Source organism: Amycolatopsis bullii, from assembly GCF_014654205.1.
Classification (GTDB): Bacteria; Actinomycetota; Actinomycetes; order Mycobacteriales; family Pseudonocardiaceae; genus Amycolatopsis; species Amycolatopsis plumensis.
Genome location: NZ_BNAW01000035.1, coordinates 65,288 through 88,735, shown reverse-complemented (window position 1 = coordinate 88,735; position 23,448 = coordinate 65,288). Strand labels below are relative to the sequence as shown.

The window sequence follows — 23,448 nt, the reverse complement described above, 5'->3', positions numbered from 1 at the left end:
GTTGCTCAACTGCCCCGCGAGAGCAGCAGCACCGGTGGCGGGCGCCAAAGCGGGGATCGGGCTGCCATCGAGGTTACAGCCCGGGTTGAGCAAGCGGGCGCGCTTCACCATCCGCTCAGCAGCAGCCTTGGGAATATCGGCGAGATGTTCCAACAACCGCGCGACAGAGCGATACCCGAACACCTCCATCACCCCGCGCTGCTCGATCTCCACCAGCAACGCCCCAAGCCCCGCCTCAGCCGACCGCATGCACGCGACGAACTCCCCGACGCGGTCGGCAAAAGCCACCGCCTCGGAAGAACACACAGTCGCGTCGCTGGTCATACCTCCAAGCTACCGACCATCGAACACGAGTTCATCACTCGACGGGGTATGTCCACATGCGACTGTCCGCACCCCGGAACAGCCACGAAGGCTCAGAAACCGATCGTCGAGGGCGGCCGGGCGATCAGAGCCGTCGTCGTCCCCGGTTCGACGGCCGCGCAATGCGTGCCTGGCGCCGGAAGCCTTCCGGTGATCAGGTAGTCGTCGGTCGCCTTGGTCACGCAGGAGCTGTTCTTGAAGTACGCACCGTGGCCCCAGCCGTCGTAGGTGAGCAGGGTGCCGCCCGTCTGCCGGGCCACGGATTGCGACCACGCGTACGGCGTCGCCGGGTCGTGGCGGCTGCTCAGCAGCAATAGCGGTGGTGCGCCGTGGATCTGCAGCGGACGCTGCGGGTTGCTCGTCCGGTTCGGCCAGCCGATGCAGCTGGTGACCGACGCCCAGCCCAGCGGGTTGAGCTTGACGTCCGGGGCGAGTGCCGCGGCCGCGCGGCGATACACCTCGAGTTCGGCGACGTTGTGCACGGGCAGGCGCCAGTCGTCGCAGAGCACGCTGGGGGTGACGTAGTTGACCGGGATGTCCGCGCGCAGCTGTGCCGAAGCCTCGGTGCCGTCGGCGAAGGACTTGAGCACCGACGCGAGCCGATCCCAGGTCGGGCCGTAGAAGTTGCTCTGGATGATCGAAACGAGCGTCAGTGGCGTGACCTGCTCACCGCTTCGCGGGTCCGTCAGCTCGCCGCGCGCGGCTTTGTCCTGCAGGTCGCGCGTCACCCCGGAGACGTCCCGCCCGTGCAGTGCGCAGCTCGGCGTCCGGCCGCACCAGGCGGCGAATTCGCCGAACTCCGCCTGGAGCGAGCGGGTTTCGCTCATGATGAAGTCCCACGCGGTGAACTGCGCGTGGTCCATGTTGCTGTCCAGCACGAGCGCGCGGACCTTGTCCGGGAACAGTTCCGCGTACTGCTGGCCCATCAGCGTGCCGTACGAAACGCCGTAGTAGGTCAGCTTCTGCTCGCCGAGCGCACGGCGGATGACGTCCATGTCCCGCGCGACGCTCTTGGTGTCGCCGAATTGCGCCAGCGGTCCGGTGAGCCGGGTGCAGCTCTCGCCGAGATTGCGGTTGTGCGTCGCGAGCTGCTCGAACTCGGCCTGGTTGCGCGGCATCGGCGGGTAGTCCGCGATCAGTTCGTCGAGCCCGCACTTGATCTGGGCGCTGGCGCCGACGCCGCGCGGGTCGAACCCCACGGTGTCGAACCGCCGGGTGATCTCGGGAGAGAGCGACCAGCCGCTCTTGACCTCCTCGGTGCCCGAACCGCCGGGGCCGCCCGGGTCCATCAGCACCGAGCCGATCCGGGCCTGCGGGTCGGTGGCCTTGCGCCTCGCGAGCGCGACGGTGGTGGTGCCCCGGTCCGGGTGTGCCCAGTCCACCGGCACGGTCACCGTGCCGCAGTCGACGCCGGGCGCGCCGGCGCACGGCTGCCAGTCGACGGATTCCGCGGCCGATGCCGGCGTCGCCGCCAGCAGGCTCCCCAAGACCGTGGTCACCGCCACGGCCGTCACCAGCCGGTTGCCGACCCCCGCCATCGCCCGTCCTCCCCCTACCGACAGTGCTTGACCGGCTCCAGGAAAGCACCGATCCGGCGATCCCGCCAACTTCCCAGGTGAATCACGCCTTCGCGTCCACTGTGGACGACCGCTCGGCCCGCCGGACCCAGGCCGCCGCCAGCGAGCCGAGCACGCACAGCGCCGCCAGCACGCCGAAGGCCCAGCCGAACCCGGTCGCCGGGCCGTCGGCCAGGCCCTGGGAAAGCACGATCACGCACAGCGCGCCACCGAGTGCGCCGCCCACGCGCAGCACGATGTTCACCAGCGCGGTCGCGTGTCCGAGCTCGAGGGCGTCGACCGAGGCGTACGCCGCCGTCGACGCGGGGATGATCGACAGCCCGAGCCCGGCGCCGCGGACCACGAGCAGGGCCTGGATGACCCACATCGGCGAGTCCGGGCCGAGCCACGGCAGCGGCACGGTGCTCGCCAGCACCACCAGCGACCCGGTGAGCGCGACGGTCCCGCCGCCGTGGCGATCGGTCAGCCGCCCGGCCACGAACACGAACACCGCGGTGGCCAGCCCCATCGGCGCGAGCAGGACGCCCGACTCGGCGGTCCCGGCCCCGAGCCGGAGCTGGAACCACAGCGGCAGGAGCAGCACGGCGCCGAACATCCCGGCGCCGCCGAGCAGTACGGAGGCGAGCGCGGAACCCAGCACCGGCCGCGCGGCGAGCCGCAGCTGCAGCACCGGGTGCCGGGTGCGCAGCGACCACCACGTGAACACGCCCATGGCGGCGGCACCGATGGCCGCGAGCGCGATGTCGAGCGAGCCGGGCGCGCCGAGTTCGGTGAGCCCGTACACCAGCAGCGGCAGGCCGAGCGACACCATGGCCAAGCCGCGCCAGTCCATCGGCGGCGGCTGCTGCCGGTCGCCGCGCGGCACATAGCGCAGGGCGAGACCGAACGCGAGCAGGCCGATCGGGACGTTGAGCCAGAAGAGCACCGGCCAGGAGAAGTGTTCGAGCAGGAAGCCACCGATGCTCGGGCCGACGACCGGCGCGAGCCCGACGACGAGCGCCAGCGTGCCCATGGTGCGGCCCAGCCGTTCCGGGCCGACGGCCAGCCCGATCACGGTCTGCCCGGCGGTGACCATGACGCCGGCGGCCATGCCCTGCACGGCGCGGAAAGCGATGAGCGTGCCCGCGTCCGGGGCGAACGCGCAGGCCACCGACGTGAGCAGGAACGCGGCCAGCGCGGCGAGCCAGAGCCGTCCCGCGCCGAACTTGCGCCCGAGCCACGGCGTGAGCGGGAGCGCGGCCGAAAGACCCAGCAGGTACGCCGTCGCGACCCATTGGATCTCGACGAGCGGGACGCCGAGGCTGTCCCGCATCGATTCGAGGCCGACCGCGACGATCGAAGCGTCCATGTTGCCCAGGAAGCCGCCGAGGGCCATCACGCCGGAGGCGATCCAGACGGCGCGCGGGATCGGCGGCAGGTCGGTGCGGAGATCGGTCATGGTGACGACGGTAAAAGCTCGAGGAAGGTTGAAGTCAACCTTGTCCGTGCCGATCGCCTCTGCTATGCATGAGTAATGCATGAAACGCGGCTGGCGAACCTGCTCGGCGCGGCGGTGCTGAACCTGTCCGACCGGATGACGAGCGCCGCCGCGGCGGCCGCCGGGGTGAGCCTGAGCGGGACCGCCGCTCTGGTGGTGCTCGCGGAGTTCCCCGGCCTCGGCGGCACCGAGCTGGGGCAGCGGATCGGGCTCAGCCAGCCGGCCTGCGCCCGGATGCTCGACCAGCTGGAAGCCCGCGGGCTGGTGCGGCGGCAGGCGAAGAGCGGCCGCGCGGTCGGCGTCGTGCTCACCCGCGCGGGGCGGTCCGCGGCGCACCGGGCGCTGGCCGCCCGGCAGCGAGTGCTGGCCGTCGCCCTGGGTGCAGTGTCCGATCAGGACGCTCTGGAGCCGCTGCTGGAGCAGCTGTTGCGGGGCCTGCACGCCGAAGTCCGCTCGGGTGACCTGATGTGCCGGCTTTGCGACCGCCCCGGCTGCGTCGCGCAGGACCGGATCTGCCCGGTCGGGCAGGCGCAGCGCGAATCCGGGACGCCGTGATGGGCACCGTCCTCGCGCTCGTCTCCGCTTTGTGCTTCGGGGTCACGCACTTCGTCAGCGGGCTGGTTTCCCGCCGCGCGCCGGGGATGACCGTGTCGCTGTACGCGCAGGTCGCGGGCACGGTGGCGACCGTGCCGTTCGCTCTGTTCGCCGGCGAAGGCGCGCCCACCGCGGCCGCGCTCGGCTGGGGCGCGCTGTCCGGCGCCGGCACCGGGATCGGTGTCGCCTTCCTCTACCGCGCGATGGGCAAGGGGGCGATGAGCCTGGTCGTGCCCGCGAGCGACGTCGCCGCCGTCGTCCTGCCGGTCCTCTTCGGCCTCCTCCTGCTGGGGCAACGGCTTTCGGTGCCCGCGCTCGCCGGGATCTGTTGCGCGGTACCGGCGTTGTGGCTGGTCTCGCGCTCGCCCGGACACCGGGACGGCCGGACCGCGGCGGGGATTCCGGACGCCTTCGTCGCCGGGCTCGGCTTCGCCGTCCAGTTCGTCGCGCTCTCGCGGATCCCGGCCGAAGCGGGGTTCTGGCCGGTGGTGTTGAGCCGCGCGGTGTCGGTGGCCGCCGTCGCCGGCCTGGTCGCGGCGACCCGGACGCCGTGGCGGCTGCCGGCCCGGCTGTGCGCGCCCGCCGCGTTCGCCGGGGTGTGCGGGAGCGCGGCGATCGTGCTCTACCTGCTCGCGGCCCAGCAGCAGCTGCTGGCGGTCGCGACCGTGCTCGCCGCGCTCTACCCGGCGGTGCCGGTGCTGCTGGCGCTGGTCTTCCTGCGCGAACGGCTGAGCCGGGCCCAGGTCGCCGGCCTGCTCGGCGCCGGCGCGGCGATCGCCCTCGTGTCACTGGGCTGATCGGCGGAAAACCACGCTCCGGCTGCCGGCCTCGAGGCCCCGGTAGTGCTCGAGGGCCGCCACGGACTCGGTGACCTGCTCGAAGCTGGGGAGGGCGCGCACGTTCGCCACCAGCGTCATGTCCTTGCGCGGGATTTCGATGAAGCACACCTCGACGCCGGCGTGTTCGGCGTGGGCGGCCACTTCCGCCTGCCAGGTGGGCAGGTCGAGGTCGTCGCCGAGCCATTCGTGCAGGTAGACGCACCACTTGCCGCGCAGCAGCTCGCCCGCGATGGCTTCCAGGCCGACCACGTACGGCTCGGTCACGTGCTCGGCCATGACCGTTCCCCGCAACACCAAGGCACCGCTTCCCTCCTGCACCCGGCGGTGACCCCTACCGCCGGAAAGCGCTCTCTCGGCGGGAACCTCCCCCGCTCCGCCGAGCAGCGCGAACCCCGGTGACCGATGACCGAACACCGGGGTCCGCCAACTTACCGGCGGATCTGTTTCCCAGCAACCGCTTCCCGGAGATCACCGAAAGCGCGTGCACAATCGGCGTGCGGATGCACGGTCATTTCAGCCGGGCGCGCAACAGATTGGGCGTCCCGCCGAAGTACGCGCTGTCGGCCACGTACAGCGTGTCACCGCGGACGGCCAGTGAGGTCGGGTTGGCCAGCCCGTCCGAAATGGACAAAACGGTCCGGAGGCCGTCGTGGCCGACCGTGACCACCCGGTTCTCCTGGTTGATCGCCGCGACGACGTCCGCGCCGTGGAACGCGAAGTCGTCGACCGGCCCGAGACCCGAGGCCACGACCCGGCCGGGTGCCCCGGTGAGCGGGAACCGGACCAGGGTGCCGCGGTCCAGGTTGGACACCCAGAGCGCGCCGTCGTGCACTTTCACGCCGTTCGCGCCGAAGCCGCTCACCGGGGCGAGCAGCTCGCCGGTCGCCCAGTCGGTGACCCGCCCGGTGCGTGGCGAGACGCGCCGGACGACCGAACCGAAGGAGTCGGCGACGAAGACGTCTCCGCTGGCGGGGTCGAGCGCGACGCCGTTCTGGAACCCGGTCGGCGGCAGGGCGGCGACCTGTACCGGAGTGGTTCCGGGGCGGACGCGGTAGAGGCCGGTTGCCGCCGTGCCGGTGGAAACGGCCACGTACAGGTCGCCGCCGGGGGCGCGGACGATCCCGCCGAGGAAGAGTTTCCGGTGCACCACCGGGACGTCGCCATCGGCGGGGACGGGAATCCGGGCGATGACACCGACCTGCCCGCAGAGCGTGACCCGGCCGATTTCGCCGGAGTAGGCGAAGGTGAGGTCGGCGGAACCGTCGGGTTCCAGGGCGATGTTTTCGGGTTGCTGCCCGGCGGCGAGGTCGAGCGGGATGATCCTCGACGCCGCTTGGGCGGGTGCCGCAACGGTCAGGACGACGGCGGCCGCGGCCAGCGCGGCACCGATCTGCTTGATGCGCAAGGGGAACTCCGGATCGAGGAGGGACGGTACGTCGACCGTAGGCCCGCTGCGCACCCCGCCGCCAATAGCTCAGCCTGGGCCGGCCATCGGAAAACCGATCACAGGTCGCGGGCGAAGCAGCGCGAGAGCGGTTCGCCGCGGTATGGCCCGTACGCCTCGATCGGTTCGTAGCCTTCGCGCTGGTAGAAGCGGATCGCGTCCGGCTGCCCGGTGCCGGTTTCCAGCAGCAGCCGGGTGATGCCGAGCGTCCGCGCGTGGTCTTCGAGGGCGCGCAGCAGCGCGGCCGCGACGCCGGTGCCGCGGGCCGCCGGCTCGACGTACATGCGCTTGACCTCGCCCGACCCGGGTCCGAGCAGCCGCAGTCCACCGCAGCCCACGGCGCCGCCGCCGGCGTCGCGCGCGAGCAGGAACACGGCGACGGTCTCGGCCGTGGGGACCGCTCCGGGTTCGTGGTCGTCGGTGCCGTAGCGGGCGTCGAGCTCGGTCCGCTGGGCTTCCCGCAGGCGGACGGCGTCGGGATCGTCCCAGGTCACCGCGGTGATCGTCAGCGTGCAGTCGATCATCAGGTCACCCTCCCTTTCCGTAACGGACGTTACCGTAGCATCTGTTACGCTTCACGGCCATGCCGAAGCAGCGTGACGTCCAGGCCCAGCGGGAGCTGCTCTCGAACGCCACGTGGCAGGTGCTCGCCGACGACGGCCTGCCGGGGCTGACGCTGCGCGCGGTCGCCGAGCGCGCCGGCTGCACGACCGGCCTGGTGATGCACGCGTTCCCGACGAAGAAGGCGTTGCTCCTGCACGCACGCGACCTGCTGTACGAACGCACGGCGGTCCGCGCGGACGCGGCCGAAGCGGAGTGCTCTTCGGCGTCGGACGCGCTCGCGGCGGTGCTCGGCCAGGCGGTGGACCTCCCGCACGGCCACCACGAGGAATCCCGGGTCTGGGTGGGCTTCCTGGCCGCCGCACTGGCCGACGACGACCTGGCCGAGCGCCACCGCGCGGCCAACCGTTCGTTCCTGGCGCGAGTCCGCCGGCTGGTGGCGTCCTGCTGTCCGGAATGGACGGACGAGCGGCTCGAACGGACGACGAAGAGCCTGGTGGCGCTGGTGGAGGGGCTGAACGTCCTGGCCGCGGCCGACCCGGCGACCTACCCGGCGCGGCTGCAGCGGGACGCGCTGGCCGAGGCGCTCGCCGAGGTCAGGCCGCCGGGCCGAAGCGGCGGCGGTAAGCGCTCGGGCTGAGGCCCGTGTGACGACGTAGCTGCGCCCGCAAGTTCGCCGCCGTTCCGAAGCCGCTCAACGCCGCCACGCGGTCCAGGCGCAGCTCGCCCCGCTCGATCAAGCGGCACGCCAACGTCACGCGTTCCGTCGTCAGCCACGCCAGTGGGGTCGTGCCCAGCTCCGCGCGGAACTTCCGGTGCAGCGTCGCCGGGCTGGTCGCCGCGCGTGCCGCCAGGTCCGTCACCGTCAACGGGGTGTCCAGCCGCTCCAGCGCCCACGCCAGGACCGGGGCCAGCGACGTGTCCGGGACCGCCGGGACCGGGCGGGCGATGAACTGCCGCTGGCCGCCGTCGCGGTGGCCCGTGAACACCAGGCGGCGGCTCACCGCGTTGACCACCTCGGCGCCGTGGTCGCGGTGGATGAGGTGGAGGCCCAGGTCGAGCGAGGCCGCGCTGCCCGCCGCCGTCAGGACGTTGCCCTCGTCGATGAACAGCACGTCCGGTTCCCACCTGACCTGCGGGAACCGGGCGGCCAGCGAGGCGGCCCACTGCCAGTGGGTCGTCGCGCGCTTGCCGTCCAGCACGCCCGCCTCGGCCAGGGCGAACGCGCCCGTGCAGAAGCTGACCAGGCGGGCTCCCCGGTCGGCGGCCCGGCGGATCGCCTCGATGATCGCCGGGGCCGTGGGGACGCCGGTGTTCGGGCGGGCCGGGACGATCAGCGTGTTCGCCGTGTCGGCCGCCTCGAGCCCGGCGACTCCGGACAGGGTGAACATCCCGAGGTTCATCCGGACCGAGGGGGTCGCCGCGCAGAGCGTGAAGTCGTACCAGGGCCGGTCGAGTTCGGGGCGGCGGAGGCCGAACAGCTCGGTCGCGACGCCCATCTCGAAGGGGTTCGACTCCTCGGTGACGATCGCGACGACCCGGTGCGAGAATTCTTGCGGCATGTGCGATTCCTAGCACTCGCGGCGGGGGAACACCAGGTCGAGCATGGGACGCATGAACCCGATCGACCTCAACGAAGTCCTCGCGAGCTTCGACGCCGCTTGGAGCCCGCGCATCGTCACCCGCGTCAACGACTACGACATCCGCCTCGCGCGCTTCGACGGCGAGCACGTCTGGCACGTCCACGAGAACACCGACGAGTTCTTCCTGGTCCTGGACGGCGAGATCGAGATCGGCCTGCGCGACCCGGACGAACGCGTCGTCACGCTCGGCCGCGGGCAGGTCTTCGTGGTCCCGAAGGGCACGTTCCACAAGCCGTCGTCGAAGGCGGGGGCGAGTGTGCTGCTGGTCGAGCCGGCCGGGACGCTGAGCGTCGGCGACGAGCACGACGAGGTGCCCGCCCACGTCGACGTCACGACGGGCCACCGGGTCTGACCTGCTGAGTCTTCTCCCGGAACGGCGTACGCTCGGCCGCATGAAACGGACATCGTTCGCGCAGTGGCCGTGCTCGATCGCGCGCACCATGGACCTGCTCGGCGACTGGTGGACGCCGCTGGTGCTGCGGGACGCCTTCTACGGCGTGCGCCGCTTCGACGAGTTCCAGCAGGCGCTCGGCATCGCGCGCAACACCCTCGCCGACCGGCTCAAGCGGCTGGTCGACGAGGGGCTGCTGGAGAAGGTGCCCTACCAGACCGAGCCGGTGCGCTACGACTACGTCCTCACCGAAAAGGGCCGTGACTTCTACCCGGTGCTGCTCGCGATGACCCGCTGGGGCGACAAGTGGCTCGCCACCGAGGCGGGGCCGCCGATCACCGTGCACCACCTCCCCTGCGGGCACGACACGCACGCCGAAATCGTCTGCGCCGACTGCCGGGAGCCGATGACCCCGGACGACACGCGGATGCGGCGCGGCCCCGGCTTCCCGTCCCGGCTGGCGCAGCGCCCGGACGTCGAGGAGCGCTTCGCCCGGCAGGAGTGATTGACAGAGTCAGTCTATCTACGCAACTATCGTGGTCAAACGGGAGAAGGGCGACCACGATGGAGTGGACCGGTGCGCGGTACGCCGACCTGCCGACCGTCGAGGTGCGGACCTGGATCGACGCCGCACCCGAAGACGTCTGGCCGGTGGTCTCGGACATCTCGCTGATGCCCGAGATGAGCCAGGAACTCCAGTCCGTCGAGTGGTGCGAAGTGGGCCGCAAGTTCCTCGGCCGCAGCAAGCACGAGGCGTTCGGCGAGTGGGAGACGGCCTCGTACGTCGTGGAGTGCGAAGCGCCGCGGGTGTTCGCGTGGGCCGTCCAGGACCCCGATGAGCCCAGTGCCGTCTGGAAGTTCACCCTCGAGCCGGACCACGGCGGCACGCTCCTGAGCCAGTGGATGCGGATGGGGCCCGGCCGGTCCGGGCTGTCGTTCGCCATCGACCGGATGCCGGAGAAGGAACAGAAGATCGTCTTCGTCCGCATGCGGGAGTTCGAGACGGCGATGCAGGGCACCCTCGCCGCGATCAAGGCCCGGATCGAAACCCGATGAGGACCGCGACGACCGTCGAGTTCTCCCGGGACACCCGCACGACGCTCGACTTCGTGCTGGAGGCGGAAAAGCTCGGCCTCGACGTCTGCTGGGTGGCCGAAGCCTGGGGCTCGGACGCGCCGTCCGCGCTCGGCTACCTCGCCGCCCGCACCTCCCGGATCCGGCTCGGCTCCGGGATCGTCCAGCTCGGCACGCGCACGCCGGTCGCGATGGCGCAGGCCGCGCTCACCCTGGCCGACCTTTCCGGCGGCCGGTTCGCGCTCGGGCTCGGCGCGTCCGGGCCGCAGGTCGTCGAAGGCCTGCACGGCGTCCCGTTCGCGAAGCCGCTGACGCGCATGCGCGAGACCGTCGAGATCATCCGCCAGGCCTTCGCGGGCGAGAAGATCTCCTTCTCCGGCAAGGCGTTCGAGATCCCGCTGCCCGGTGAAGCGCGGCCGATGCGGTTGTCCACCGCGCCGAACCCGGACATCCCGATCTACCTCGCGACACTGTCGCCGAAGCTCCTGGAGCTCACCGGCGAGGTCGCCGACGGCTGGCTCGGCACCAGCTTCGTGCCTGAAGGCGCCGACGCGTACTTCGCACCCCTCGACGCCGGACTCGCGAAGGCGGGGAGGCAGCGTAAGGACATCGACGTCTGCCAAGGCGCCGAAGTCGCCTTCGCGGACAACGAAGACGAGCTGCGCACCTTGGTCGGCAGCCGCAAGAAGGAGCTGGCCTTCAGCCTCGGCGGGATGGGCTCGGCCACCACGAACTTCTACAACAACGCCTACAGCCGCCAGGGCTGGGCGGACGTCGCCGCCGAGGTCCGCGACCGCTGGCAGGCCGGTGACCGCGACGGCGCCACCGCGCTCGTCACCGACGAAATGGTGCTGGCCACGACGCTGATCGGCACCGAAGAGATGGTGCGGGAACGGTTGCGCGTCTGGCGTGACGCCGGCATCGACACCGTCCGGCTCTACCCGGCCGGCGAAACGCTCGAAGCGCGTCTCACGACGCTCGGCCGTGCATTGGAGCTGATGTGACCGGCGAATGGCACCGCACCGCGTGCAGCCTCTGCTACCTCAACTGCGGGCTGGAGGTGCAGCTCGACGGCCGGAAGATCACCCGCGTCCGCGGTGACAAGGCGCACCCGCGTTCGGCCGGGTACCTCTGCCAGAAGGCCCAGCGCCTGACCTTCTACGGCGACCACGAAGACCGCCTGACCACGCCGTTGCGCCGTCGTCCCGACGGCACGCACGAGCCGATCGACTGGGACACCGCGCTCACCGAAATCGCCGTGAAGCTGCACGCGATCCGGGACGCCGACACCGCAGCCGGCCGGCCGGGATCGTTCGCCTACGTCGGCGGCGGTGGCCAGGGCAACCACTCCGGCGGCGCGTACGGCACTTCGCTGCTGAAGTGGATGAACTCGACGCGGCACTTCAACGCGCTGTCACAGGAGAAGACCGGCGACTTCTGGGTCAACGGCCGGATGTTCGGCTCGACGATCGTGCACACCGCCGAGGACGTCGAGCACTGCGACCTGCTGGTCGTGCTCGGCTGCAACCCCTGGCAGGCGCACGGGTTCAGCAACGCCCGGCAGGCGCTCAACACGCTCAAGAACGACCCGGACCGCCGGATGATCGTGATCGACCCGCGGCGCACCGAGACCGCGGAGATGGCCGACCTGCACCTTCCGCTGCGCCCGGGCACCGACGCCTACCTGCTGGGCGCGATCCTGGCGCTGCTGCTCGAACGCGGTGGCGCGGACGAGCGGTTCCTCGCCGAGCGCACCGAAGGCTTCGACGAGGTCGCCGCCGTGCTGGCGAAAGTGCCGGTGGACGCCTGGATCGCGCACGCCGGAGTTTCCCGAGTGGACGTCGAGCGCGCGGTCGAGCTGATCCTCGCGGCCGAGGCGATGACCGTGCGCGTCGAGCTGGGCATCCAGCAGGGACGGCACTCGACGCTCAACAGCTACCTCGAGAAGCTGCTGTACCTGCTCACCGGGCACTTCGGCCGGCGCGGCACGAACAACCTGCACTCGTGGCTGCAGCCGCTCTGGGGTGCGACGACCGGGCAGCGTTCCGAGATCACCGGCTTCGAGTACATCGGTGGCCTGCTGCCGGCGAACACCCTGGCCGAGGAGGTCCTCGCCGGCCACCCGAACCACGTCCGCGCGGTGTGGGTGGAGTCGTCGAACCCGGCCAACACCTTCGCCGGGACCCACGAGGTCGAACGCGCGCTGGAGGCCGCGGAGCTGACCGTGGTCGTCGACGTCGCCTACACCGAGACGGCCGCGCTGGCCGACTACGTGCTGCCCGCGGCGTCCCAGCACGAGAAGTGGGAGTTCACGCTCTTCACCTTCGAGTGGCCGACCAACTACTTCCAGCTGCGACGGCCGTTGCTGGACCCGCTGCCGGGCACGCTCGTCGAGGCCGAGATCTACGCGCGGCTGTTCGACGAGCTCGGTGTGCTGCCGCCGTCCGACGTCCTCGCCGCGCTGGCCGCGAGGCCGCGTGCGGAGCTGCAGGCGGCCCTCGGCGCGCTGGTCCAGGCCATGCCGGAGCGCGCGGCGATCCTGCCGGTGCTGCTCTACCGCACCCTCGGCGCGTCGCTGCCCGACGGCGCGGCGTCGATCGCGCCGCTGTGGGCCGGCTGCCACCGCGCCGCGAAGACGATGACCGTGCCGGTGCAGCGCGCGCTGGGCAGCTCGGCCACCGGCCCGCGGCTCGGGGAGGAACTGTTCGAGCGCGTCCTGGCCGGTCCGACGCCGTTCTCGGCGCACGAGCAGGACGAGGTGTGGAGCCTGCTGCGCCGCGCCAAGGTCCAGCTGGCCGTGCCCGAACTGCTGGACTGGCTGGCCGCGCTGGACCCGACGGCCGAACGGACCGACCCGGCGTACCCGTTCTCGCTGCTCAACGGGCAGCGACGGGCGCACAACGCGAACCAGATCCTGCGTGACCCGCGCTGGCGCCGCACGGATCCGGACGGCGCTCTGCGCGCGCGTCCCGAAGAACTGGCCTCGATCGGGGCCGTGCCGGGGGACTGGGTGGCCGTCGTGACGGCGGCGGGGCGGGTGGTCGTCCGCGCCGAGGCCGATCCCGCGCTGCGGCCGGGCCAGCTCGCGCTGCCGCACGGCTACGGCATGGCGCACCCGGTGGCCGGCGGACGGCGGGTGGTCAGCGGTCCGCGGATCAACCTCCTGACGGACGCGCTGGACCGTGACCCGATCGCCGGCACACCGCACCACAAGGACGTCCCGGCGCGCCTGGAACCGGCGACGGAGGAGGAGCGGGCCCGGGCGGAGGCGGACCGCGTGATCGTCGCGAGTGGACGTTCCTGACGTTTCGCCGGTTTATAGTGGTCGCATGCGCAAGATCGTCGCGAACCTGTTCATCTCGCTGGACGGCGTGGTCGAAGCGCCGGACAAGTGGTCGTTGCGGTACTGGAGCGACGAAATCGGCCAGGCCGTCGGCAGCGGGATGGCCGCCGCCGACGCGATGCTGCTCGGGCGCGTCACCTACGAAGGGTTCGCCGAGGCGTGGCCCGGCCGGACCGTCGAGGACGACGAAGGCGCCGAGTTCATGAACAACGTGCGCAAGTACGTGCTTTCCTCGACGTTGTCCGAAGTCGGCTGGAACAACTCGACGCTGCTCACCGGCGACCCGGCCGAGGCGGTGCGGACGCTGAAGGCCGGGTCCGGCGGCGACATCATGACCAGCGGCAGCCCGACGGCGGTGCGGTGGCTGCTGGCCGAAGGCCTGGTCGACGAGCTGCACCTGCTGCTGTACCCGGTCGTCGTGGGCCGCGGGAAGCGGTTGTTCCCCGCGGAGGGGCCGTCGTTCCCGTTGGAGCTGAAGAAATCGGCGACCTTCGGCAACGGTGTCGTGCAGCTGACCTACGTGCCGGCGTGAGCACGCCGTTCCGGATCGAGGTCCCCGAAGCCGACCTCGACGACCTGCGCGCGCGGCTTCGGCGGACGCGCTGGCCCGAGGCCGAGCCGGTGGACGACTGGAGCCAGGGCACGCCGCTGGGGTACCTGCGCTCGCTGTGCGAGTACTGGGCGTCGGATTACGACTGGCGTCGCGTGGAGGCCCGGTTCAACCGGTTTCCGCAGTACCGCACGGAAATCGACGGACTCGGAATCCACTTCCTGCACGTGCGCTCGCCGCGGGCGGACGCGCTCCCGCTGATCCTCACGCACGGCTGGCCCGGCTCGTTCCTGGAGTTCGGCAAGGTGATCGAGCCGCTGTCCGAGGAGTTCCACCTGGTGATCCCGTCGCTGCCGGGCTACGGGTTCAGCGACCGGCCGTCCGCGCCCGGCTGGGGAATCGAGCGGATCGCGGCCGCGTGGGCGACGCTGATGGCCCGCTTGGGGTACTCGCGCTACGGGGCACAGGGCGGCGACTGGGGGACGTCGATCACGACGTCGCTGGCCCAGCAGGACGCGGCGCACCTGGCGGGCATCCACCTCAACCCGCCGATCGCGGCCCCGGACCCGGCGACGTTCGGCGACCTGACGGCCGCCGAGCAGGCCGCGCTGGACGCGCTGGAGCACGCACAGCGCTGGGAAGACGGGTATTCGGTGCTGCAGTCGACCCGCCCGCAGACGATCGGCTACAGCCTCCTCGACTCCCCGGCGGGCCTGTGCGGCTGGCTGGTGGAGAAGTTCCACGCCTGGTCCGACGGCTTCCCGTTCACCCGCGACGAGCTCCTGGACGACATCACGCTGTACTGGCTGACGGGCACGGCGGCGTCCTCGGCCCGGCTCTACTGGGAGAGCATCCGCAAGGTCCAGAAGTGGTTCTCGGAGGCGACGGAGGACACGGTCGACGTGCCGACGGGGTGTTCCATCTTCCCGGCGGAGATGCCCCGGCCGTCGCGCCGATGGGCGGAGCGGCGGTACACCGACATCCGGCATTGGAACGAGCTGGAGCGGGGTGGGCACTTCGCGGCGTACGAGCAGCCCGAGCTGTTCGCCGAGGAGGTGCGGACGTTCTTCCGGCTGGTCCGTTAGTTGACCTGCCTCGACCGGCCCTGCCAGAACGGCTCCCGGAGCTTGAACTTCTGGATCTTCCCCGTCGCCGTCCGGGGGAGCTCGTCCAGGAACTCCACCCGCTTCGGGCACTTGTACCCGGCCAGGTGCTCCCGGCAGTGCCGGATCAGCTCCTCCGCCGTCACCGAGCCCTCGACCACGACCAGCGCCGTCACCAGCTCGCCCCACTTCTCGTCCGGGATGCCGATCACCGCCGCTTCGCGGATCGCCGGGTGCGAGTTCAGCGCGTCCTCGACCTCGATCGACGACACGTTTTCGCCGCCCGAGATGATCACGTCCTTCTTGCGGTCCGCGATCGTCAGGTAGCCGTCCTCGAACGTGCCGCCGTCGCCCGTGTGGAACCAGCCGCCGTCGGTGACCCGGGCCGTTTCCGCCGGGTTCTCCCAGTAGCCGTCCAGGTTGTGGTTGGACTGGGCGAGCACCTCGCCGTCGGTGTCCACGGCGATCCGGACGCCCAGCGCCGGCGTTCCCGCGCGGCCCAGCAGCCGAGCCTGCTCGTGCGGGTCGAGGTCCGCCCACTCGCTGCGCATCCGGTTGACCGTCAGCAGCGGCGCGGTCTCGGTGAGCCCGTAGATCTGGATGAACTCCCAGCCCAGCTCCGCCCGGACCCGCTCGATCGTGCGCGTCGGCGGCGGCGCGCCGGCCACGACGATCCGGACGCGGTCGCGGCCGGGGATGTCGCCGTCCCACGCGGCGGCGCCGTCCAGGGCCGCCGTCACCACCGCGGGCGCCGCGCACAGGATCGTGACGCCGTGCTCGTCGATGCGTCGCAGGATTTCCGTGCCGTCGACCTTCCGCAGCACGATGTGCCGCCCGCCGAGGCCGGTCACCGCGTACGGCATGCCCCAGCCGTTGCAGTGGAACATCGGCAGGGTGTGCAGCAGGACGTCGTGGTCGCTCAACGTCGTGTGCAGGCCGAACACCGCGGCGTTCAGCCAGATGTTGCGGTGGGTGAGCTGCACGCCCTTCGGCCGGGCGGTCGTGCCCGACGTGTAGTTGATGGTGGCGGTGGCCGACTCGTCGCCGTCCCAGGGGCGCGGTGTTGCGTCGCCGCCCCAGATGGCGTCGTCGTCGCGGCCGAGGACGAACACGTGCTTCGCCGTCACCGTGTCCAGCAGGTGCTCGAGCTCCGGGTCGACGATCAGCACTTCCGCGCCGGAGTGCTCCACTATGTACTTGACCTCGGCGGGAGCCAGCCGGAAGTTCACCGGCACCAGGATCCGGCCCCAGCCGGACACGCCGAAGAACGACACGAGCAGCCGCGCGGCGTTGTGCGACACCATCGCGACCCGCCCGCCGGCTGGCACACCGAGGGCGTCGAGGTTGGCGGCCTGGGCGCGGGCCCGGCGCGCCACCTCCCGGTAGGTGAGCGAACCCCAGCTCGGTGCGGGCTGGTCCGGCTCGTCGACCACGGCGACGCGGTCCGGGTACACCGTTTCCGCGCGGTCGAGGAAGTCCCGGACACCCAGATCGAAGAACATCCTCCGATGATGACTCGTCCCGGGTGCCCGCACCAGTCCGATGTGGTTCGCTGGACCACGATGGACTTCGACACGGTGGCCGGTGAGCTCTACGGGGGCGACCTCGCGGAGTTCGTCAGCGCGCGCAACAAGGCCGCGAAGGCGGCGAAGGCCGAAGGAGACGCCGAACTCGCGAAGCGGATCCAGCAGCTTCGCAAGCCGACGACGGCCGCGGCGATCGTCAACGGACTGGCCAGGGACGACTCCGACCAGCTGCGCGAACTGGCCGAGCTCGGTGCCGAGCTGCGGGACGCCCACACCCGCCTGGCCGGCGACGAACTGCGGGCGCTGACCCGGCGCCGCGGCGAGCTGGTGCGGCGGATCCTCCACGAGCTGCCGTCGATGAGCGACACGGTGAGCCGCGAGGTGGAGGCGACCCTGGAGGCCGTCGCGGCCGAGCCGGACACCGCCGCGCTGGCCCTCGCCGGGCGGTTGACGTCGGTCGCGCACCAGGACACCGACCAGTGGTTCAGCCTCGCCGCGAGCGTCCCGCCCGTCACCGGGAAGCGCCCGCGGAAGCTGGTGGACAAGGCCGAACCGGCCGAACCGAAGCGCGACCACCGGCGCGAAGAAGAGGAGCGGGCGCGCGCCCGCGCGGAACGCGAGCGCCTGCGCAAGGAAGCGGCCGAACGAGACAAGGAACGCGCGGTGGCCGAGCGCGACCTGGTCCGCACCGAGCGGGCGGCCGAGCAGGCCACCGCCCGCGTCGACGACCTGCGCGAGCGGCTGGCCGAAGCCGAGGAGCGCGCCGGGCGCGCGAAAGCGGAGTTCGAGACGGCGAAGGCGGCCTTCGACGAAGCCGACGCGGCCGCCGCCGCCGCGCGGAAAGCCGCTGACGCCGCCCGGTGAGCCGTGCTAGCGTGAGGCTGCGCCCCGGATGGGCCGACACACGGAGGTAGTGGCTACTCAAGCCCCCTTGAGATCGACACGTTCTGCTTTTCCCTGGCAGAGGTGTGTCTTCCGTGTCGGCTCTCGGCCTCCGGTGATTTCGTCATCGGAAAAGGACCACTCAGTTTGATCATGCTCACCACGACCGGTGCCCGGACGGGCCGGAAGCACCGGGTTCCCTTGGGCGCCCTGGACATCGACGGCCGGCTGGTCGTCGTCGCCTCGGCGATGGGGTCGCCGAAGCACCCCGCCTGGTACCACAACATCCGGCACAACCCGCTTGTCCTGGTGGAAACGGACACCGAATCGTACGAGGCGATGGCGGCCCTCCCGCGGGACCGGGACAGGCTGTTCGCCGAGGTGATCGCGCGGGAGCCGGGGTTCGCGGACTACCAGGCGCGAACGACCCGGCTCCTGCCCGTCGTCGAGCTGCACCGGATCGACACCGCGCGCCGCATGGGCGACTGGCTCGTCGAGGTGCACGACTGGCTGCGCGGCGAGCTGAAGGAACTGAGCGCCGGGCTGGATTGCGGGACCCCGCGTGAGCTGCGGCTGCGGTGCGCCGGGTTCTGCACCGCCCTCACCCGGCACCACACCGGTGAGACCTCGAGCATCTTCCCGTTGCTGGCCCAGCGGTTCCCCGCCCTCGCGCCCACGCTGGCGAAGCTGGACGAAGAGCACGCCGTTGTCGCGCGGCTGCAGGAAGAGATCCGGCAGCTCGTCGAGGCGGAAGCCGACCCGGTGCGGCTGCGCGCGGAGTTCGACCGGCTCAGGTCCGAATTGGACGCTCACTTCGCCCGCGAGGAACGCACGCTGGTGGCGGCTCTGAACGCCCTGCTGCCCGCGCCCGGCTGATCAGAGCAGCACTCCGGCCAGCCGCCGCTGGTTCTCCAGCTCCACTTCGGGTGACGGGCCGAGCACCTGCACCGCCACGTGGTCGGCACCGGCGTCCACATGGGACAGCAGGCCCTTGGCGATCGTCTCCGGCGTGCCGTGCAGGACGAGGTCGTCGATCAGGCGGTCACTGCCGCCGCCGGCGACGTCGGCCTCGGTGTACCCGTGCCGCAGCAGGTTGTTCACGTAGTTGCGCAAGCCCAGGTAGGGGGTCTGGACGTACGGCCGTCCGATGGCGCGCGCGGCCGCGCTGTCGTCGTCCACGACCACCTTCTGCTCCGGCGCGAGGAGCTTGCCCGCACCCAGGATCGCGCGCGCGTGCCGGGTGTGCGTGGCGGGCACGAGGTACGGGTGTGCGCCCGCGGTGCGTTCGGCGGCCAGCTTCAGCACGCGGTCGCCGAGCGCGGCGAGCACCCGGGCCTCGGCCGGGACGCCGGCCGCGTCGAGCCGGTCGAGGTAGCCGGCGATCTTGGCGTACGGGCTCTGGTATCCGGTGACCGACTCGGGATGGCCGACGCCGATGCCGAGCAGCAAGCGCTGTCCGTAGCGCCCGGCGAGCCGGTGGTAGGACTCGGCGAGCGTCTCCGGTTCGTCCAGCCACATGTTGACGATCGCGGTCGCCACGGTGACCCGCTCGGTGGCGGCGAGGATTTCTTCGACGAAGGCGAGGTCGCCGACCGAGCTGCTCCCGGTGCCCAGCCAGACCACGCCGTACCCCAGTGCGTCCGCCGCGATCGCCTGTTCCTTGCGGACGACGTCGTCGCGGTGCGGAGCCAGGAACAGGCCGAACGTGCTCGATACATTTACCATATCGAGCAATGTAGCAAATGTAGCGCTCAGCTCGCCAGCCGGTGCAGCCACTCCCTCAGCATCAGGCGCTCGGTCGGGGTCAAGGCGCGGTCGTCGTCCTCGAGGGCGGTCGACAAAGCGACAGCGAGCGCGCTCACGGACGTGCCTTCGGCCGGAGGGTCGGCGAGCAGCCCGGCCAGTACCGACTCCCTGACCTGCGCGGACATCGTCAGGTCCCGGCGTTCCTCCGGCTGGGCGATCAGGCTGAGCGTCACGCCGCTGTTGGCCGCCGCGAACTGCCGCGCGGCCTCCGCCGCCTCGACGCGCAGGCGGCCGTCGCGCGCCAACGGCGTGAAGAGCTCCAGCAGCATCGCTTCGGCGCTCGACGTGAGGTTGCACGGCACGCCCGGCTCGATCTGGCCGTAGAGCAGCACGTAGAACGCGGGGTGCTCCAAGCCGTACTCGACGTGCCTGTCCCAGCCCGCGCGGATCCGGTCCACCGGGTCGCCGCCCGGTTCCGGCGCCTGGACGTACTGGGTGAAGCCGTAGTTGACGACCGCGTCGAGCAGGCCCTGCTTGCTGCCGAAGTGGTGGTACAGCGTGGGGGCCTGGACGCCGGCGCGTTCGCAGATCGCCCGCGTCGACACCGGCCCGTCGCCCGCTTCGTGCAGGAGCTGACCGGCGGCCATGAGCAGGCGGTCGCGGGTACTGGTGGCGTTGCTCGATCGTCCGGCCATGTAGCAATTGTAACGACGGCATGTAGCGGTCAGCGGAGGCGGAGCTGGACCCGGCGGAGCCCGGCGAAGGCGGCCAGCACGCCCGCGTCCGTCGTGGCCGCGGCCGGGCGGACCGACCGGTAGCCGTCCAGGAGCGCCTCCTTCAGCTCTTCGCGGTGGGGCAGGTGCCGGAGGGCGTCGAGCGCCACGGCGAGGTCGTAGGCGAAGTGCCCGTACCCGCAGTCGTCGAAGTCGATCGCGTGCACCCGGCCGCGGTGCAGCAGGTAGTTGTCCTGGTGCAGGTCGCCGTGCACCAGGCCGAAGACGTCGGAGCCGTACCCCAGCTCCGCGCGCACCGCGCGGGCGCGCGCCACCGCTTCGCGGATCCGCTCGTCGCCGCCTGCCGCCGCGACGGCCCGTTCGACGACCGCCGCGGAGAAGCCGTCCACCTGCGTGCGGCCGAACTCGGTCAGGTCGTCGACGCGGCGGCGGTCGAGGCCGTTCATCCGCGCGCCGTGCAGGTGCAGCCGCGCGGCGAACTCGCCCACCGCGTACAGCTGCGGCGCGCTGAGCCGCTCGTCGAGGAACCGGCCCTCGACCCAGTGGCAGAGCACGCAGGTGCGGGGCTCGGGCACCGCGGGGTCGGCGACCACGGTGACCAGGTCCCGCGCGCGCGTCGGCACCGGCTGCGGGACGACGAGTCCGGTTTCGCGGCGCAGCGTGGCGAGCCAGGCCATCTCGGCCCGGACCTGCGCGACGCCGGGGCCGTCCGGCCGCTGCACCCGCAGCACGTACCGGTGGCCGTCCGCGCCGTCGACGCGGAACGACGTGTTGTGCCCGTGGGCCAGCGGGGTCAGGCGGGCCACCGGCACGGCGTACGCCGTCAACGCCGCTTCCGCGAGCCGTCGCAGGCGCCGGGTCCGGCCGGCGCGGTCGAGCTCGGCGAACGGCCGGGTGTTCGCCTGGAAGTCGGCCATCGCCCAGGTGCTCAGCTGATCGACCGTTCCGGCTCGCGCGAGTGGGACACCAGCTCGATGGTCGGCGTCGTGTGCCGGCCGCCGCCGAGCCGTTCCACGCCGCGCAGTCCCTCGACCAGCCGCTCGACCTCGGTGTCCGGCCGCACCCCGAAGCGCATGAACTGGCTCGTCATGCCGATCTTGTTGCCGCACTGGCGCACCAGCAGGTGGTGCTCGGCGAGCAGGTAGTCGCACAGCTCGGCGCCGTCGACCGACGCAGGCAGCTTGACCAGCAGGAAGTTCGCCTGCGAGGGGAACACCGTCAGCTCCGGGAACTGCCCGAGCTGCGAATGCATCATGAACCGGTCGAGCGCGAGCTTCTTGAGGCTGTCCTCGTACTCCGCGCGGTGCTCGGCGAGCATGAAGATCACCGTCTCGGCGAGGGAGTTCAGGTTCCACTTCGGCAGGGCGGCCGACAGCTTGCGCGTCAGCGCCGGGTTCGAGACCTGGTAGCCGAACCGGATCCCGTGCAGCCCGAAGTTCTTGCCGAGGCTCTTCAGCACGATCACGTTCGGCCGGACGACGGCTTCGGCGGCCACCGACGGGTTCCGCTCGACCTCGACGAAGTCGATGAAGGACTCGTCGATCACCACCAGGTCGAGGTCCTCGAGGGCGTCCATGAACCGGATCACCTCGCGGCGCGGCAGGTACCCGCCGTCGGGGTTGTTCGGGTTGCACAGCACCGCGACCCGGGAGCCGCGGCGTTTGATGAAGTCGATGTACTCGTCCACGCGCAGCTCGAAGCCGTCCGCTTCCTTCAGCAGGAACATGTCGACGCGCTTGCCGGTCTCCATCGGCTGGTCGGTCCAGCGGCCGAACGTCGGGATCGGCACGGCGACGCTGGAGTCGACCAGCAGCCGGTCGATCCAGGTGATCAGCTCGGTCGAGCCGTTGGCCAGGGAGATCGTCGACGGGTTGAGCCGCAGCACGCCGGCCAGCTGCGCGGTGATCGCGGCGGCGTCGCTCGGGTAGAACTTGAGGATCGTGCGGAGGTTGCGTTCGAGCTCGCCGAACATCTCGTCGGTCGGGAAGTACGGGTTGCAGGGGATGCAGAAGTCCGCGAGGTCGTCCGCGTGCTGGCCCATCGCCCTGGCCACGGAGAAGAACGACGGGCTGTGGGCCTTGTTCTGCTGGAAAAGGCCGTGGGTGGTCATACCGTGCCGCACGCGTGTTCTCCGTCCGCCGTTTTACCGGCCCCTTGCCTTCCCGTTGAGGACACGTGCGAATCGGACGGCCGGTTCAATGCCGGACAGCGCGTGGATTCCGGTACCCGCCAGTACGGCCGCGGCCAGTGCGGACAGCAGCAGGAGCGGCAGCGGTGCCGCCAGCGGGTCGATGCCGGTGAAGGACTCGGCGCCGATCACGGCGGTGAGCACGGCGTCGGCGGCGACCGCGGTCTTGACGACCTGCAGCCGGTGCGCTTCGGGATGGCCGGTGAACCGCAGGAGCCAGGCCAGCGCGGGCAGCACCAGGATCGCGTGCATGGCGACCGCGTGCAGCGGCTTGAGGAAGCCTGCGGTGGTGTAGGCCAGCTGCGGGTCGCCGCCGCGGGCCGCGACCACCCCGCGGCCGATCATCACCGCGCCGGTGGCCAGCGCGACCAGCAGCACGACCAGGCCGGCGCGGACGGCCAGGCGCAGGCTCGGCGCGGCCGGGCCCGGCTCGACGAGCGCCGCGGCCGTGAAGCCGATGACGGTCAGGACGAGCACGCCGCCGCCCACGGCGAGAGTCATCGAGACGAAGGTGTCGAACGAGGTCTCGAAGTTGAAGTGCGACGGCACGCCGCGCCACGCCTGCATGGTGACCAGCGCGACTTCGGCGACGCTCGCCGCGGTGAACGCGCCGAGCAGGACGCCGCGCAGCCGGGGCCGCATGGTGAGGAACGACGCCGCCCAGGCGACCGACGCGAGCGTCAGCCCGAACGACAGGCCGAACGTGACGGCCTTGCGCATCGACAGCGGGCCCAGCCAGGAGCCGCCGGTGGCGATGAGCACGAGAGCGTGCGCGAGGCCGCTGAGGAACAGGGCCGCGCCGACGGCGTAGGCGATCCGCTCGGGGCGCCGTCCATCGGACCAGATCCGGGTCAGTGCGTTCATGCTGGGCAGTTTTGCTCGCGCGCGCGGGCGGCCGCGTCGGCCCGGCGGCGACACCACGACGTACGACGACGTGCGTACGGCAATCGGCGAGTATGTCGAAAAAGTGCCGGTAAAGGAATTCCATGGTTCTTGACGGAATATTAACGAAAGGCGTGCCGCGGGCCACTCGCCAGGCGGATGCGGTCCCGGCGAAGGCGTTCTATCCTGCGAACATGTACATCGCATTGCTGACCTATACAGCACCCGAAACAGAAGTCGACTACGCGCTTCCGGATCATTCGGACTGGGTGCGTAAACAATTCACGAAAGGACTCTTCCTGGTTTCCGGAAAGGGCAACGGCGCGGCCGATCAGGTGATCCTCACCCGTCCGGTGCTGCGCGGCAAGCTCGACGCCGTGCTCGCCAGCGATCCGTTCGTCGTCCGGCGGCTCGCTCGCTACGACGTCATCGAGTTCACCGCCACGCGCACCTGCCAGGAGCTGCTGGCGATCAACGAGGCACTTGCCTCCTGAGGATCCGTCGAGTCGGGTGGCCCGGCGACGAAGCCCC

The 23,448-nt window shown here is 71.3% G+C and carries 25 protein-coding genes and 1 pseudogene; 13 read left to right on the top strand and 13 right to left on the bottom strand.

Annotated features, from left to right (window positions below; translation table 11 throughout):
• The 3 genes and pseudogenes from IE317_RS30640 to IE317_RS30630 form a co-directional block, all read right to left on the bottom strand.
• Positions 1-324, bottom strand: a pseudogene (locus IE317_RS30640) (HNH endonuclease); the annotation flags it as partial.
• Between the two features lie 92 nt (positions 325-416).
• Positions 417-1,901: an alpha/beta hydrolase gene (locus IE317_RS30635; RefSeq protein WP_191314825.1), complete on the bottom strand. Its 1,485-nt coding sequence runs from the start codon at positions 1,899-1,901 to the stop codon at positions 417-419.
• Positions 1,902-1,983: 82 nt separating this feature from the next.
• The gene (locus IE317_RS30630; protein WP_191314824.1) at positions 1,984-3,378 is read right to left on the bottom strand and encodes an MDR family MFS transporter; all 1,395 of its coding nucleotides are present in this window, start codon (positions 3,376-3,378) and stop codon (positions 1,984-1,986) included.
• A gap of 75 nt (positions 3,379-3,453) precedes the next feature.
• On the opposite strand from IE317_RS30630, the gene IE317_RS30625 reads away from it, so the two are divergent.
• Together IE317_RS30625 and IE317_RS30620 are read left to right on the top strand one after the other, a co-directional pair.
• Positions 3,454-3,972: a MarR family winged helix-turn-helix transcriptional regulator gene (locus tag IE317_RS30625; protein ID WP_191314823.1), complete on the top strand. Its 519-nt coding sequence runs from the start codon at positions 3,454-3,456 to the stop codon at positions 3,970-3,972.
• Entirely contained in the window at positions 3,972-4,808 is an 837-nt protein-coding gene (locus IE317_RS30620) for a DMT family transporter (protein ID WP_191314822.1), read from the top strand. Before IE317_RS30625 ends, IE317_RS30620 begins: the two co-directional genes overlap by 1 nt.
• On the opposite strand, the gene IE317_RS30615 is transcribed toward IE317_RS30620, so the two are convergent.
• The 3 genes from IE317_RS30615 to IE317_RS30605 all read right to left on the bottom strand — a co-directional run bounded on the left by IE317_RS30615 (position 4,797) and on the right by IE317_RS30605 (position 6,818).
• The gene (locus tag IE317_RS30615) at positions 4,797-5,126 is read right to left on the bottom strand and encodes a hypothetical protein (protein WP_191314821.1); all 330 of its coding nucleotides are present in this window, start codon (positions 5,124-5,126) and stop codon (positions 4,797-4,799) included. The genes IE317_RS30620 and IE317_RS30615 overlap by 12 nt on opposite strands.
• A 232-nt stretch (positions 5,127-5,358) precedes the next feature.
• On the bottom strand, positions 5,359-6,255 hold the full coding sequence (locus IE317_RS30610; protein WP_229903010.1) for a hypothetical protein: 897 nt from the start codon (positions 6,253-6,255) through the stop codon (positions 5,359-5,361).
• 98 nt (positions 6,256-6,353) lie between these two features.
• Positions 6,354-6,818, bottom strand: a complete 465-nt coding sequence (locus tag IE317_RS30605) for a GNAT family N-acetyltransferase (protein ID WP_191314820.1) — start codon at positions 6,816-6,818, stop codon at positions 6,354-6,356.
• Between the two features lie 59 nt (positions 6,819-6,877).
• On the opposite strand from IE317_RS30605, the gene IE317_RS30600 reads away from it, so the two are divergent.
• Positions 6,878-7,495 carry a TetR/AcrR family transcriptional regulator gene (locus tag IE317_RS30600; protein ID WP_191314819.1) on the top strand — a complete coding sequence of 206 codons (618 nt, stop codon included), beginning with the start codon at positions 6,878-6,880 and terminating at the stop codon, positions 7,493-7,495.
• On the opposite strand, the gene IE317_RS30595 is transcribed toward IE317_RS30600, so the two are convergent.
• Entirely contained in the window at positions 7,452-8,417 is a 966-nt protein-coding gene (locus IE317_RS30595) for a helix-turn-helix domain-containing protein (RefSeq protein ID WP_191314818.1), read from the bottom strand. The two genes, IE317_RS30600 and IE317_RS30595, sit on opposite strands and share 44 nt — an antisense overlap.
• Positions 8,418-8,469: 52 nt before the next feature.
• Here IE317_RS30595 and IE317_RS30590 point away from each other — a divergent pair, with 52 nt between their 5' ends.
• From IE317_RS30590 to IE317_RS30560, 7 genes are read left to right on the top strand one after another with little or no spacing between them, the layout of a single operon-like run.
• The gene (locus IE317_RS30590; protein WP_373309153.1) at positions 8,470-8,850 is read left to right on the top strand and encodes a cupin domain-containing protein; all 381 of its coding nucleotides are present in this window, start codon (positions 8,470-8,472) and stop codon (positions 8,848-8,850) included.
• Positions 8,851-8,890: 40 nt separating this feature from the next.
• Entirely contained in the window at positions 8,891-9,394 is a 504-nt protein-coding gene (locus IE317_RS30585) for a winged helix-turn-helix transcriptional regulator (protein WP_191314816.1), read from the top strand.
• 59 nt (positions 9,395-9,453) lie between these two features.
• Positions 9,454-9,945, top strand: a complete 492-nt coding sequence (locus tag IE317_RS30580) for an SRPBCC family protein (RefSeq protein ID WP_191314815.1) — start codon at positions 9,454-9,456, stop codon at positions 9,943-9,945.
• Positions 9,942-10,967, top strand: a complete 1,026-nt coding sequence (locus IE317_RS30575; protein ID WP_191314814.1) for an LLM class flavin-dependent oxidoreductase — start codon at positions 9,942-9,944, stop codon at positions 10,965-10,967. Before IE317_RS30580 ends, IE317_RS30575 begins: the two co-directional genes overlap by 4 nt.
• Positions 10,964-13,267: a molybdopterin-dependent oxidoreductase gene (locus tag IE317_RS30570; RefSeq protein WP_191314813.1), complete on the top strand. Its 2,304-nt coding sequence runs from the start codon at positions 10,964-10,966 to the stop codon at positions 13,265-13,267. The genes IE317_RS30575 and IE317_RS30570 overlap by 4 nt, the downstream gene beginning before the upstream one ends.
• Before the next feature lie 25 nt (positions 13,268-13,292).
• Positions 13,293-13,838, top strand: a complete 546-nt coding sequence (locus IE317_RS30565) for a dihydrofolate reductase family protein (protein WP_191314812.1) — start codon at positions 13,293-13,295, stop codon at positions 13,836-13,838.
• Positions 13,835-14,941, top strand: a complete 1,107-nt coding sequence (locus IE317_RS30560; protein WP_191314811.1) for an epoxide hydrolase family protein — start codon at positions 13,835-13,837, stop codon at positions 14,939-14,941. Before IE317_RS30565 ends, IE317_RS30560 begins: the two co-directional genes overlap by 4 nt.
• On the opposite strand, the gene IE317_RS30555 is transcribed toward IE317_RS30560, so the two are convergent.
• Complete coding sequence (locus IE317_RS30555) at positions 14,938-16,461, bottom strand: AMP-binding protein (protein ID WP_191314810.1); 1,524 nt, start codon at positions 16,459-16,461, stop codon at positions 14,938-14,940. The two genes, IE317_RS30560 and IE317_RS30555, sit on opposite strands and share 4 nt — an antisense overlap.
• A 60-nt stretch (positions 16,462-16,521) precedes the next feature.
• Between IE317_RS30555 and IE317_RS30550 the strand changes: the two genes are divergently transcribed.
• Together IE317_RS30550 and IE317_RS30545 are read left to right on the top strand one after the other, a co-directional pair.
• On the top strand, positions 16,522-17,349 hold the full coding sequence (locus tag IE317_RS30550; RefSeq protein WP_191314833.1) for a hypothetical protein: 828 nt from the start codon (positions 16,522-16,524) through the stop codon (positions 17,347-17,349).
• 171 nt (positions 17,350-17,520) lie between these two features.
• Complete coding sequence (locus tag IE317_RS30545) at positions 17,521-18,243, top strand: nitroreductase/quinone reductase family protein (protein WP_191314809.1); 723 nt, start codon at positions 17,521-17,523, stop codon at positions 18,241-18,243.
• Here the strand turns inward: IE317_RS30545 and IE317_RS30540 are convergent, their stop codons facing one another.
• The 5 genes from IE317_RS30540 to IE317_RS30520 are packed head-to-tail and all read right to left on the bottom strand — an operon-like array spanning position 18,244 to position 22,899.
• Positions 18,244-19,092, bottom strand: coding sequence for an LLM class F420-dependent oxidoreductase (locus IE317_RS30540; protein ID WP_191314808.1), 849 nt, complete (start codon positions 19,090-19,092; stop codon positions 18,244-18,246).
• A 26-nt stretch (positions 19,093-19,118) separates the two neighbouring features.
• The gene (locus IE317_RS30535) at positions 19,119-19,808 is read right to left on the bottom strand and encodes a TetR/AcrR family transcriptional regulator (RefSeq protein ID WP_191314807.1); all 690 of its coding nucleotides are present in this window, start codon (positions 19,806-19,808) and stop codon (positions 19,119-19,121) included.
• Positions 19,809-19,837: 29 nt separating this feature from the next.
• The gene (locus IE317_RS30530; RefSeq protein WP_191314806.1) at positions 19,838-20,764 is read right to left on the bottom strand and encodes a phosphotransferase enzyme family protein; all 927 of its coding nucleotides are present in this window, start codon (positions 20,762-20,764) and stop codon (positions 19,838-19,840) included.
• Between the two features lie 11 nt (positions 20,765-20,775).
• A complete protein-coding gene (locus IE317_RS30525) occupies positions 20,776-21,969 on the bottom strand; it encodes a pyridoxal phosphate-dependent aminotransferase (RefSeq protein WP_191314805.1) in 1,194 nt (397 codons plus the stop codon).
• A gap of 21 nt (positions 21,970-21,990) precedes the next feature.
• Complete coding sequence (locus tag IE317_RS30520) at positions 21,991-22,899, bottom strand: hypothetical protein (RefSeq protein WP_191314804.1); 909 nt, start codon at positions 22,897-22,899, stop codon at positions 21,991-21,993.
• Between the two features lie 212 nt (positions 22,900-23,111).
• Here IE317_RS30520 and IE317_RS30515 point away from each other — a divergent pair, with 212 nt between their 5' ends.
• Positions 23,112-23,411: a YciI family protein gene (locus IE317_RS30515; RefSeq protein ID WP_191314803.1), complete on the top strand. Its 300-nt coding sequence runs from the start codon at positions 23,112-23,114 to the stop codon at positions 23,409-23,411.
• The last annotated feature ends 37 nt before the right edge of the window (positions 23,412-23,448 follow it).